Consider the following 12,582-nt stretch of genomic DNA (forward strand, 5'->3'; position numbering starts at 1 on the left):
GTCATCGATCGACGATTTACCGTGAGATCAGGCGCAACACCTTCCACGATCGCGAGCTGCCCGACTATAGCGGTTACTTCCCGACCGTTGCTGACGATATCCGCAAAGAGCGGCGGCAGCGTTTGAGGAAGCTTGTGCGGCACCCGCAATTGCGCGAACTGGTGATCGAGCAGCTGAAGGCACTTTGGTCACCGGAACAGATTGCCGGTCGTCTGCTCGCCGATGGCGTGAGCGCCGTGCGGGTCTGCACCGAGACGATCTATCGCTTCATCTATGGCAAGGAAGATCAGGCGCTGGAACTCCATCAGCATCTGGCGGAAGGCCGCCGCAAACGCCGCCCCCGCGGCTCGAGGAAACCCCGCGACGGCACTTTTCCTGCTGCCTGCAGGATATCGCAACGTCCTGATTTCATTGGTAATCGTTCGCAGTTCGGTCACTGGGAAGGCGACTTGTTGATCTTCCAGCGTGACTTGGGCAACGCCAACGTCACGTCCTTGGTTGAACGCAAGAGCCGCTACACCGTCATGATCAAGAACCACAGCCGGCATTCACGACCGATTATGGACAAGATCATCGAAACGTTCTCTCCCTTGCCAGCCTTTGCCCGGCAGAGCTTCACCTTTGATCGCGGCACGGAGTTTGCCGGATTCAGGGCTTTGGAAGAGGGCATCGGCGCGCGGAGCTGGTTCTGCGACCCCAGTGCGCCTTGGCAGAAAGGTGCCGTGGAAAACACCAACAAGCGCATCCGCCGCTTCATGCCTGGCCATACCGATCTCTCCGCTGTCAGTCAGCAACAGCTCGTCGCCCTCGCCCAACATATGAATGCGCTCCCGCGCAAGTGCTTGGGCTATCGAACGCCCACCGAGGTCTTCATGGCGCATTTGCGCAAATGCGCGTAGTGCCCTACTCTTCACCCGTCAATGTTGCACTTGGATTAGATTCTCCCGAACGTGAACATCCTGGCAACAAGCCGCGCACGGCTCGTGAAGAACGGCTCCATTCGACCCTGCTCTGCCCTACCGCTGCAGAGCCCTAGGGGAAGTCCTGCCCCACTCCCGGCCATCCTGAGGTGGGACACGTGGCTGACGGAGCAACTGTTCCCACCGCCAACGACGGAAGAAACCGCTTCGGCAAGTTCAGCGCGCCAGTGGGTTCGAAGTCCCGAACACGAACCTTCCATCGAATGGCGCCGTCCTTCCATTGGACCGCAACAGACCTTTGCAGTGACGGCTTCGCGGATCCTGTTCCTGTCGAAGGCGGCACTCTCGTGACGCGTGGCCACATGATCCTCTCAGTGGTATCATGAACCAGCACGGTGCGGTGTCGGGCAGCCGCATGGTGCATGACGCGTCAATCGCCTGGGCTTCATCCGGCGGATCTCCTGAGGGAGAGACAGCCATGGCAACTGCAAGAGCGGAGCGGCGGCTGGCCGCGATCCTGGCCGCTGACGTCGTCGGCTATTCCCGCCTCGTCGAACATGACGAGGCTGGGACGTTGTCGGCCCTGAAGGTTCTGCGCCGGGAGGTGATCCATCCGCTGCTGGCCGAGCATCAGGGCCGTATTGTCAAGCTGATGGGCGACGGTGCGCTCGTGGAGTTCGGTTCGGTCGTCGATGCCGTCGCGTGCGCGGTCGCCATCCAGAAAAGCGTTGCCGAGAACCAGACCGATATCCCAACCGAGCGACGCATTATCTTCCGGATCGGCGTCAATCTCGGTGATGTGATCCACGAAGTTGATGGGGATCTCTACGGCGACGGCGTCAACATCGCGGCCCGCCTCCAGACCTTGGCGGATCCAGGCGGCATTTGCATTTCCGGCACGGCGTACGATCACCTCCAGGGCAAGCTTGACTGCGACTACGAGTACCTCGGCGAACGCCCGCTCAAGAACATGGAGCGGCCGGTGCGACTGTACCGCCCCCTTCTAGAAGGGACCGCACGAACGGCATCGCCCAGGCCCGCACTTCCGGACCGACCATCCATTGCGGTGCTGCCGTTCAACGCCATGTGCGCCGACCCGGAGCAGGACTTCTTCAGCGATGGGCTCACCGAGGACATCACCTCCGCGCTATCCAAACTCAAGGGCTTCTTCGTGATCGCCCGGAACACGATGTTCACCTACAAGGGGAAGCCCGTGGATGTGCGCGCCATCGGGCGCGAACTCGGGATCCGCTATGTTCTTGAGGGAAGTGTCCGCAAGTCCGGCAACCGCGTGAGGGTGACCGCGCAGCTCATCGATGCGGCCTCTGAAGCCCATCTTTGGGCCGAGAGGTACGACGGCGACCTCGGCGACATCTTCGTCATTCAGGACGAAATCACCGCAAGCGTCGTCGGCCGCCTCGGGCCGGAACTCCTGGCGGCAGAGCATGCCCGCGAAAGCCCCAAGCCGCATCATGGCCTTGATGCCTGGGAATGTGTCGTGCGGGCGGTGTTCCTGTGTTCCCAGTTGTCTGAGGAGAGCAGCCGGAAGATGCTCCCCCTGCTCGATCGGGCAATCGGACTGGCTCCCAATTATGCCCAGGCACTCGCCATGAAAGGTTGGATTACGATGTGGCGAGCGTTCCAGGGGTGGGAGGACATGGGATACGCCCTGGCCCTTGCGAGGGATATCGTCCATCAAGCCATTGCCGCGGACGATAAGGAACCGTGGGCTTACCTTGCGCAGGCGATGACAGCCTTTGCGACGCGTGACAATGTCCTGGCGATGGCAGCGATCAGCCAGGCTGTCGCGATCAACCCCAACTCAGCGTTTGCACACGGCCAGTTGGGACTTGCGCATGCCAACGGGGGCCGCGCGGCGGACGCCATTCCTTGCATCGACTACGCCCTCAGACTAAGCCCGCGCGAGGCTTTTCTCGGCGACTTTCAGTTCTACTACGCCATGGCTTACTTCCAGGGCGCGAATTACGAGCTCGGTTTAAGTTATGCACGGGAGGCGCATCGCTTGCGGTCTGGCCACGCGGTTCCGCTGGTCATCGGCACGGCCTGCGCCGGACTTCTGGACAACCAGGAGGCTGCCACGGACTTGCTCGGACGGCTCAAGTCGCTAGTCCCTGACATCTCACGGGACGCGGTCGGAGCAACATCTTCTTTCGTCCAGGCCGAGGATCGGGCGCGCCTGGTCGAGGGACTTGCCCGTGCCGGCCTGAATTGACGGGTGGATTGCCTAGAGAACCGATCGCTTACCGGTGAGGAGCGTTCCTGGCAGCATGTCGCGACGACTTCCGGAATTGTGCCGCGTGGAAGAATGGCAATCGGTACTGTGAAGTTTTTCAATCAGGAAAAGGGATACGGCTTCATCTCTCCCGATAACGGCGGAACAGATGTGTTCGTCCACGTGTCGGCGATCGACGGGGGAAGCCTCCTTCGCGACGGCCAAAAGGTCACTTACGAGATTGGCCAGGATCGCAAGAGTGGAAAATCGAGGGCCGAGAACGTCAGGACCGTCTGAGCCGCATCAGGGCGCATTCTTCACAGATGCCGCAACCATCAACGTCCATTGTCGAGGCAAGACGCTTCTTTTGACAACAGAGGCAAGTCACGGTGCTCCGCGCGAATCCGTTGTCCCGCTGAGGCGGGATGACTTCACGATTTCGCGATCGGAAAATGCGTGTGTGCCCGGTTGATCCATCTCGATGATCCGTGTCGAGGATGGAAGCTCAGATAGGAAGCTTTAAGGTGAGTGCAAGACGTATTGTCGCGGCGTGGCTTCGCGCCAGCTCAATAACCTAGCGATCCGCCAATGGCGAATGCGGCTTGTTAATCATTATGCCGAAGCCGTCGCTGCTATTCTCGATGAACTCTATGCCAGCGACTTCAAACACGTGCTTTATGCCATTCAGCGTGGCGTCTCTCAGCAGTTCACCTCTTTCCAGGCGGCTTATCGTCTGCGTCGAAACGTTTGCCGCGGTGGCTAGCTCCCGCACACCCCACCCCAAGGCGACACGAGCAAGCTTGCACTGGATAGCATTCATTTCACCACACTGTTGTGATTTTTCTTGCCCATTTGGCTCGGCAACGGTACCCTCCTAAGCTGCAATCGGCTGGACCCACGTGTTCGTACCACGCGAGACCAGCCTGACCACAATCTAGCTTGTTGGAGCTTGGATCATGGCTGATTCTGAGATTAGCAGAACTTTGCCTGCAATTACGCCTGGAAAAACAGACGTGGACGAAGGCGCCATAAAAAACCTGCCGTACCAGATCGACCGACGTAATCTTCTCCCCGTTACCGCACGCTTGCTAAGCGCCCGCATCGCAGAACCTGCCGGCAAGCAGAGAGAGCGGTCCGACGCCTGTCAGAGAACTGTGGCCCCGATGGTATGCGTACCATCATCACTGCGCCCGATCCGCTCGTCTCAGAAAAAAGCTTGCTGCGGATATGCTGCAAGCAGCCGGCGGATTGCCGATTTCTGAGCTGGAAATAGTTGGAGACGACGGCTCCGTCGCGGTTCGCTCATTTGCCGCCATGAAGAGCATTGCGAAGTTGAATGTCGCCTCAAAAGCCGAGCTGCGCGAGCGTCGGAAACAGTGGACGGAGGCTGATCAGCGCCTTGGCTACAGTGCAGTCGCCGCTCTGGAACAGGAGCTCGCAGAGCAAGCGGGGATACTGGGGCGCGTGATGTTGATCGCACGGCCCTCCTCGGTGATCGAAGTCGCCGCAAAGCTCCATTGCCTGATCGTTACGCACGATCCGGGTCTCAAACTCGAGGACACACCCTGGCCAGAGCTGCGGACCATGTTGAAGGACCTCATCCGGATCGCCGGGACGCGAAACCCAAAAACCTCTGCCGGAACGGCTGACGACGCGGTCGAAACCAAGCATGAAGTTTCACTCTGACAGGGAGGTCTATTCAAATGGACCGCGGCAAAACAGCAAGCGTGCGAGACGTTCTGAACCTGGCAGCGCAATATAGAGCCGCTGCCGCCAAGGTTGGTGAATCCCCATCCCGGGGTAAGCACCTTCCGCAACGGCTGCTGGCTCTTCATGCGATCGAGCTCTATCTAGATGCACTGCTTCAGGCCAAAGGTTACGATCACCAGACGATCCGTGAATTTCAAACTGATCCTGGCTAGCGCGCGCGAATAGCAGTGGCCGAAGGACTTGTCCTGCGCAAACGTACCCTGGCGCACCTGGCAACCCTCTCCTCAAGCACAGAGTATCTCGTCGTCAAGTATGCTCCTGAGTTGAATTCCACACTTTCGCAGGTGAACCGCGTAATGGCGACGCTCGAGGAGATTTCGCGGAAGGTCCGAAAGGTGGTGAGGGCGCCCAAGGACCTGTAAGCCCGTAAGTGGACAATCCGATTTAGCAAACACAAGTTCTGGTCAATTCGACTACCCGCACCAGCCGAACGTCTGCTTGGCGCTTCGGCGCTTCTGGCTTCCAGTGGATACAATATGCGATCTTTTTAGCACAGAACGGGAACATCCTGGCGGCGTGCCGCACACCACGCTCCTGAGGACACGACTGCCCTCGACCCAAATGCAGAGTCCCAAAGGCGGAGTGGTGGGTGCGCCCCCTTTGCCGTCATTCGGAGATTTGTGGCGAAACTCTTGAGCGGACATTCCTCACATCTCTGCTACGGCCGCTATCGCAGGTGGAACAAAACTTTTCGCCCCTCGGTAGCCGCGCTATGATTTCACATGGCCGATGGGGGGAAGGCGATGAAGGACTACCCGAGTCTTAAGCAAAGAGCGGCGATCGTCGCTCTCAATTTCGCCATCTTCTACACGGCGTTTCATGTCGCGACCGGCTACTGGCTCCCAACGAGCGGCCTGGAAAGCCTGTGGCTTATCAGCGGCATTACGCTCTGGCTCTTCAGTCTCTTGTCTTCGCCATGGTTTCGTCCGCCTCGCGACACCTTCGCGAACGCCGTAACCGCCCTCGTTCTCCTCATCACGGCTGACCTTTCCGTTCTCACCCCAATGCCGCCGGCGCTAACTGCGCTGCGATACGCTGGCATTGCTTGGGCTGGATTCGTCGGCTTCATCAGTTTCCAAGCGATGATCCGCACAGACAGCGCGCCGCAGGATGCGTGGGGAAGTCTGTTGCGCCGTTTGTGCGACACGCTCGGTCGTGGTGAGCTCGTGTATACGCCGCCGGCACTCATCGGCATTCTGGGTGCGTTCGCAGCCTCCCCGGGATCTGTCGCGGCACTTTTAATCCTGTGGCTCGTCATGATCTTGGTCCGGCCGGTTGAGCTCGCGTTCTCCCTTGCGCGCCAATTCCGGGTCGAGCGCACCGCCTCTGCGCGGACGCCGCAGGTTGGGACCATCGACCGGATCGACCACCCGAACATCATCCGCGTGAAGCTCAATCGCGTTGGCTCTTGGAAACCCGGCCGGCTGCACATCGCGGCGATGCCCGATGGCGATCAGAAATACCTCCTGGCACTCTTCACCCAAGTCCAAGGCACTGAGGTCGTCGGTACCGGGATCTGTATCGCTCAGGTGGCCGAGCCAATTCCGAGCGTCGCCGGTTGCGTTCACGAATCGCACGATCGCAAGAAGACTGAAGAGTTCATCGCGACCATGTGCGGAATGCCTGGCTCCGAGGTTGCCGGCTTCACCGTGGAGCGTTCTACGATCGGCAGTATCTATTTCGAAGTGTCCGAAAGCCTGGATCTCGCCGAAGGCGAGGTTGTGTTTACCCGCCTTCGCGGCGAGACGATCTTCTATCAAATCGTGGAGGCGCAGACCGCTGAGGAAACTTTCGACCAGAATCCGCGGGGCACCCATATCGTGCGCGCGGTGCAGCTCGGCGGCTATTCGACGGAGAAAGGCTTCATAAAGTTCCCATGGCTCCCGACCATGAACATGCCGGTATTCCGCGCACCGGAGATGAACTTCCCCGCAACGAAGCTCATGGACCGACAGTTCATCGTGGGCACCGTCCCCTCTACCGACATCGGGGTGGCGGTAAACATTGACGATCTGATCCTCTATCACGCCGCCATCCTAGGCATTACCGGCACCGGAAAGACCGAACTGGCGCTCACGGTCATTCGTGAGGCGGTCGCCCGCGGCTCCAAGGTATTCTGCGTCGATTTCACGGGGGAGTACCGCCACCGACTTGCGGACCTAAATCCGATTTTCCCTGCCTTGGACAAAAAGGCCGTCGAGGAGTTCGACGCAAAGCTCTTTGCCGTGGACACAGGCGCCTACGGCGCAGGCGCCGAGAAAAAGGATCTCGATAAATTTCTGAAGACGATTCGGGCTGACGTTCAGGCAAAGGTGGACGCCTTCCTTAGAAGCGACCAACAGCAGCTCGCGATCCTCGAACTCTCGGAACTGTCCAGCTCTCGCGCCAGCGTCCGCGTGACTGAGCTGTTCCTCTCAACCATTATGGAATGGGCGCGTGCGAACCGCCGCGCGCGTCAGGTGCTGCTCGTGCTTGAAGAGGCGCATACGATCATCCCGGAAACCTACGGAGCCGGATTCGACGCGAACACGCAGTATGTCGTCTACCGCATCGGACAAATCGCGCTTCAAGGACGAAAATATGGCGTCGGCTTACTCGTGGTGAGTCAGCGGACGGCGCTGGTGAGCAAGACCATTCTTTCCCAATGTAATACGTTCTTTGCGTATTCGCTCATCGACCAGACGAGTCTCACGTTCCTCGAAAGCGTGTTCAGTCACGACCATGTGAAGGTGATTCCCAATCTGCGGTTCCTCGAATTCCTCGCATTCGGTAAGGCAGTGCAGGTAGAGCGACCGATACTACTGCGCCGAAAGTTCGACCCGGACAAGAAGGCCGCTAGCGAGGCGCTAAATCGCCCCCTGCCCGCGCCCGCAGATGCCGTTGCCGAGCCGGGTGCCACTGCTCCGCAAAAGGCCGAGGGTCTGAAAGCGGAGGATCCAGCTAAGCCGACGAGGGAAGAATTGGACCAGAGCGAAATCGGGACTACGCGAAGTCCTGAAATGTAGCGGTCGCCCTCTCCGTCGTCGTGCAACCGCTGAGCGAGCCTGCGAATCCCTCGCCTTGAACCGATACGAACCGCTGACCCTCTCACTCTGCAGCTACGCCTTTGGAAAGATGTCACTAAGGCGTAACGTCGTTGATTCTGGGACCTCAGACATTCAAAGGTAAAATTGAGGTCGGTCAGGTCGGCACTGCGAGTTACCACTACTGCTCTCTTGGGTGAGTTGCGCTACTTGATGCTTGGCATCAAGTGTGAAATGTCGCCCGCACAGGCTTTGTTCATCGCTGCCAGAATTCTGTCCTGATGATCCGCGGTCAGGGAAAAGCGCGTCGCGGCGCGGAACTTGGCCTCGAGTTCTGCCGACGACAGGGGATCACTTGCCTCCCCTTTCGGAGCGGTAACATCCGAAACAAAATGCCGCCCCCTCACCGTCACCGTGACCCGAGCCAATGTTTCGGTAGGAAACCGCGCATCGAAATCCGCGTTCACTGACAGTGTGACTTTTCGGGCCACATCGACGACTGCGCTTTGCCCCAGGACTGCTGGTGTAAGCGGCAGAAGTGCTTGAGACCCCTGAAGGGTCACAAGCGCAAGGCAATACGGGATGCTGTATTGCACATCGACAAGATTTGTCGGGTTATCCCGGTTCGAGATGCGCAATGCACCGCTGGTGCTCTCGACCTCGATGGCGTCGATTGCACGCGGATCGATCGAATACCGACCTACAACTTGAAGCAAGGCGTCAAGCGGCGCGTGTATGTGACGGCAGCATGCGTAGAGTTTGAAATAAGTATTGCAGATATGCGGATTGACGCCGAGCCGGAGATCCTCGGAAAACCGGTAATGTCGCGTGCTGTCGAGGATATTGCGCGGTCCCGTATGTCCCGCTTCGGCGAGGCTCAAGGCGACCAGCCCCGTGACCACCGACCACGGTATGCCTTCTTTCACATCGCTCGCCTCGGGAGCCGGATTTCGAGGCACCGGGGCGCTGGCAAACAACTGGTTGGGTGAACTTTCGCCGGCGATCGCCAGGGCATGCGCCAGTATCTCGGGCGCGGTGCCGTGCAGAACGGCTGCCGTGGCGACCACAGCGTAGGACGACCACGTCCCGGTATTGCCGTAAGTGGTGCGCGCGGCACCGATGGTGACGCCGACCTCGTAGCCTATGATGATTGCACGAAGGGTGTCTTCCAGCGAGGCGTCCGTCTCACTGGCGATGGCAAGTGCTGTGGGAATGACCGCCGCGCCCGGATGACCGCGCGCCAGTCGATGCCCGTCGTCCAGGTCCAGCGCTGCCGCCGCGGCACTGTTTGCCCAGGCTGCACCGACAACCGAACTGGTCGTACCGGAAAACCAGATTGGCACGTCACCGGCGGCCATTGTTGCCAAAGCCGTCTTTCGAGCCGCAAGCACGCCGGGCTGGTTGATCCCCGAGGCGGCGGCGCCGAGGAGATCGAGAATGCATCTTAAAGCGGCCCGACGGGGAAGATCCCCCACCGGCTGCCGGCGCGCTGTATCGATATAAGATACAACGTGCGCCAGGTTGCTGTTTTGATGGAAACCGTCATTCACCTCGTCGGATGTCCCGCTCATTGTGATGCAGCTTCTTTCCCGGTCCCATTAGCCGAAGAGCGGGCAGGGTAACCTTCCACGACCAGCCGCCGGAGCCGGTCGCTGTCCAAGGCTCCAAGTTCGCCGAGGATATCGTTTTCCGCGGCGAAATCGCGCCCGTAGCACGTCTCAAGCAACTCAACCCCGCACTCATGAAGCCGCGCGCTTGCCCCGGAAATTCGCGCGAGATGCAGCATCGGCATGAGACCGAAGGGCACGTCTTCGAGGACATAGCGTGTGTTGATATTCTTGGGGCCTTGCGGATCTTTGCCGCTGGCTGCCAGATTGGCGTAGATTTCCGCCACGGAGTCTCCCGAAGCGCCGTGCGACAAGGCCGAATGATCGAGGATGGTGCGCACCGTCTTGCCGAATGCCGAGGCGATGGCGATCCGTTCCTGGTCCAACCGCTCCAACAATCTCGCGACGGCAGGTGTCATGTTGGAGTTTTGACCCCACGTCTCTCCCCGCTCAATCCGCGTCAGATTGCAGAGCGCAATACCCATGTGGTTTTGCGGATTGAGATTGCTGAGTGCGATCGTCAGCAGGTCGTCCTTGAGCAGGAACCTGTCGCCGAAAACCTCGGCACATATCTTGTAAGCACTATCCGCGCTCCGAACAGGCACGACCGCCATATCGACCTTCGAACGGATTGCGCCGACCCTGACATGCAGTCTCGATTGCGCCTTGGCCGTCAGCAGCGTCGTGTTCCAGACAGCGATCGGAATCTGAAGCCCACGCTCGCTCAACTTCTTCGCAAGATAGAGCGCGGCGAATGAGAGATGCGCGCTGATGACGACGGTATGGCGGGCTTCCAGATAGTCTACGAGTTCGTCCAGAACGCGCCGGTAGCCAAAGGCGGGCAAGGCCAGGACGATGACATCGCACTTCACCAGATCCGCGGCTCCCTCAGCCACCTGAGGATGGAACTCTCCTTCAATGGCTCCCGACACCTGCAGGGCCTTGCCTTCGCGAAGTTCCTTCGTACCATTTCCCGAAGGAGACCACAGCCATGCCGCATGCCCATTCCCGGAAAGAAATGCCGCATATCCCATGGCGATAGCGCCGGCTCCGGCAATACCTACACGCATCGTGATTTTCCTTTTTACTCAGCCTGGCAAGGAGGCCGAAGCGGCCTTCAATTTCTGGCCCGATCAACCGGACCATCGCGTGTCCAGAGACTTCAATCGACCCGATAGAGATGACCGGGCGAGGCTTCACGATACTGCCGCACCGCCGGCTGGTATCCGACGGGCCGGACAGGGCTCTTCAGTTCATCGACGACCATGTTGCGTTTGATCCTGCGCCGTGCCGGGTCTGGCACCGGCACGGCTGCCATCAGCTTCCTGGTGTAGTCGTGCTGGGGGTTGTCGAAAACCGCCGCGCGCGGGCCGATTTCGACGATCTCGCCGAGATACATGACTGCGACGCGGTGGCTGACCCGTTCCACGACCGCCATGTCATGGCTGATGAACAGGAATGCGAGATTGAGGCTCTGCTGGAGATCCAGAAGCAGATTGCAGACCTGCGCCTTGATCGAGACATCGAGTGCCGACACCGCCTCGTCTGCAACGATCACCTTCGGGTCAAGCATCAGCGCGCGGGCAATGGCGATACGCTGGCGCTGGCCACCTGAAAATTCATGCGGGAAGCGTGCCATCATATCGGCTGACAGGCCCACTTTTTCCAGAAGCATCGCAGCCTTGTCACGGGCCTCGCTCTTAGTTCCGAGACGGTGCTGGAGAAAGGGCTCCATGATTGCGGCGCCGATGCTCATGCGTGGGTTGAGCGACGCATAGGGGTCTTGGAAGATCATCTGGATGGATCGGCGCATCGCCCGAAGCGCCGACTGGCTGAGCTTCATGACGTCCTGGCCGTCGACCGTGACCTTGCCACCGGTCGGCGTGATGAGCCGCGTGATCGAGCGCCCGGTCGTCGATTTGCCGCAGCCTGATTCCCCCACGATCGACAGCGTCTCGCCTTCGAAGAGTTCGAACGAAACATTCTCGACCGCATGCACCGCTCCTGTCTTTCGGCCGAACGCGCCGGACCGGATATGGAAGCGGGTCGTCAGGTCCTTGACTTCGAGGATCGGTCTCTTCGCGCGTGCGACAGTGTCGGATACCTTTGCCAAGGGAACCTGCTGCCCCGTCGTCATATCAACGGTGGGAAAGCGAAGCGGCAGGTCGCGTCCACCCATCGAACCCAGCTTCGGTACCGCCGACAGCAGCGCGCGGGTATAGGGATGTTGACCACGATGGAAGATGTCCTCGGTCTTGCCGGCCTCTACCGCATCGCCGCGATACAAAACGATGGTACGATCGGCAACCTCGGCCACCACGCCCATATCATGCGTGATGAAGAGCACCGCCATGCCCTCTTCGTCCTGAAGCGTCTTTATCAGATCGAGAATCTGCCCCTGGATCGTCACATCGAGCGCCGTGGTGGGCTCGTCGGCGATCAGCACCTTGGGCCTGGAAGCCAAAGCCATGGCGATCATGACGCGCTGGCGCATGCCCCCGGAGAACTGATGTGGATATTCGTCGAAACGGCTTGCAGCATTTGGAATGCGGACCTTTTCGAGCAGCCGGATAGCCTCCGCTTTTGCCGCGGCCTCGGTAATGTCCGTGTGGACGGTGAGCGCCTCGGCAATCTGCTTTCCGACCGAAAAAATCGGGTTGAGCGAGGTCATCGGCTCCTGGAAGATCATCGAAATGTCATTGCCGCGAACGCGGCGCATTTCCTCTTCCCGCAGCGAAAGCAGGTCGCGGCCATTGAGCATAACCTGCCCTTCGATCCGGCTCGATTCCACGGCCAGCAGTCGCATGATCGAAAGCGAGGTCACGCTCTTGCCGGAACCGGACTCGCCGACGATCGCAACCGTCTCCCGCGCGGCAATATCGAACGAGATGTTGCGGACCACGTTCTTCCATCCGTCGCCGGTCCTGAAGGAAGTATTGAGGTTGCGAACCGACAGGACCGGTTCGCGAGCCGGTGCGGTGAACCCTGCTTCCTGGCCAGAATAGTGCATCGGGCTTTCGCTGATCAGG

Annotated in this window: 11 protein-coding genes; 7 read left to right on the forward strand and 4 right to left on the reverse strand. The window is 59.6% G+C overall.

Annotation, left to right across the window (positions count from 1 at the left end):
- The 3 genes from ACTJKL_RS25615 to ACTJKL_RS25625 form a co-directional block, all read left to right on the forward strand.
- On the forward strand, positions 1-899 hold an 899-nt coding region (locus ACTJKL_RS25615; protein ID WP_440854112.1), incomplete at its 5' end, for an IS30 family transposase.
- A gap of 421 nt (positions 900-1,320) precedes the next feature.
- Positions 1,321-3,153 carry an adenylate/guanylate cyclase domain-containing protein gene (locus ACTJKL_RS25620; RefSeq protein WP_440854113.1) on the forward strand — a complete coding sequence of 611 codons (1,833 nt, stop codon included), beginning with the start codon at positions 1,321-1,323 and terminating at the stop codon, positions 3,151-3,153.
- A gap of 93 nt (positions 3,154-3,246) precedes the next feature.
- Positions 3,247-3,450 (forward strand): cold-shock protein, encoded by a 204-nt coding sequence (locus tag ACTJKL_RS25625; RefSeq protein ID WP_411934440.1) that lies wholly within the window; start codon positions 3,247-3,249, stop codon positions 3,448-3,450.
- A gap of 277 nt (positions 3,451-3,727) precedes the next feature.
- Here ACTJKL_RS25625 and ACTJKL_RS25630 read toward each other — a convergent pair whose 3' ends face one another.
- Positions 3,728-3,973, reverse strand: coding sequence for a helix-turn-helix domain-containing protein (locus ACTJKL_RS25630; protein ID WP_127587153.1), 246 nt, complete (start codon positions 3,971-3,973; stop codon positions 3,728-3,730).
- 136 nt (positions 3,974-4,109) lie between these two features.
- Between ACTJKL_RS25630 and ACTJKL_RS25635 the strand changes: the two genes are divergently transcribed.
- The 4 genes from ACTJKL_RS25635 (at position 4,110) to ACTJKL_RS25650 (ending at position 7,928) form a co-directional block, all read left to right on the forward strand.
- Positions 4,110-4,415 carry a hypothetical protein gene (locus ACTJKL_RS25635; RefSeq protein WP_440854114.1) on the forward strand — a complete coding sequence of 102 codons (306 nt, stop codon included), beginning with the start codon at positions 4,110-4,112 and terminating at the stop codon, positions 4,413-4,415.
- Positions 4,402-4,839: a hypothetical protein gene (locus ACTJKL_RS25640; protein WP_440854115.1), complete on the forward strand. Its 438-nt coding sequence runs from the start codon at positions 4,402-4,404 to the stop codon at positions 4,837-4,839. Before ACTJKL_RS25635 ends, ACTJKL_RS25640 begins: the two co-directional genes overlap by 14 nt.
- A gap of 17 nt (positions 4,840-4,856) precedes the next feature.
- Positions 4,857-5,075, forward strand: a complete 219-nt coding sequence (locus tag ACTJKL_RS25645; protein WP_440854116.1) for a hypothetical protein — start codon at positions 4,857-4,859, stop codon at positions 5,073-5,075.
- A 591-nt stretch (positions 5,076-5,666) separates the two neighbouring features.
- Positions 5,667-7,928, forward strand: coding sequence for an ATP-binding protein (locus ACTJKL_RS25650; RefSeq protein WP_440854117.1), 2,262 nt, complete (start codon positions 5,667-5,669; stop codon positions 7,926-7,928).
- A 224-nt stretch (positions 7,929-8,152) separates the two neighbouring features.
- Here the strand turns inward: ACTJKL_RS25650 and ACTJKL_RS25655 are convergent, their stop codons facing one another.
- The 3 genes from ACTJKL_RS25655 to ACTJKL_RS25665 all read right to left on the reverse strand — a co-directional run bounded on the left by ACTJKL_RS25655 (position 8,153) and on the right by ACTJKL_RS25665 (position 12,563).
- The gene (locus tag ACTJKL_RS25655) at positions 8,153-9,517 is read right to left on the reverse strand and encodes an MmgE/PrpD family protein (protein ID WP_440854118.1); all 1,365 of its coding nucleotides are present in this window, start codon (positions 9,515-9,517) and stop codon (positions 8,153-8,155) included.
- The gene (locus ACTJKL_RS25660) at positions 9,514-10,623 is read right to left on the reverse strand and encodes an NAD/NADP octopine/nopaline dehydrogenase family protein (RefSeq protein ID WP_440854119.1); all 1,110 of its coding nucleotides are present in this window, start codon (positions 10,621-10,623) and stop codon (positions 9,514-9,516) included. The genes ACTJKL_RS25655 and ACTJKL_RS25660 overlap by 4 nt, the downstream gene beginning before the upstream one ends.
- A 92-nt stretch (positions 10,624-10,715) precedes the next feature.
- A complete protein-coding gene (locus tag ACTJKL_RS25665; RefSeq protein ID WP_440854155.1) occupies positions 10,716-12,563 on the reverse strand; it encodes an ABC transporter ATP-binding protein in 1,848 nt (615 codons plus the stop codon).
- Positions 12,564-12,582 lie beyond the last annotated feature (19 nt).

The sequence above is a fragment of the Sinorhizobium sp. 22678 genome (assembly GCF_052044265.1).
Taxonomy (GTDB): Bacteria; Pseudomonadota; Alphaproteobacteria; order Rhizobiales; family Rhizobiaceae; genus Sinorhizobium; species Sinorhizobium meliloti_A.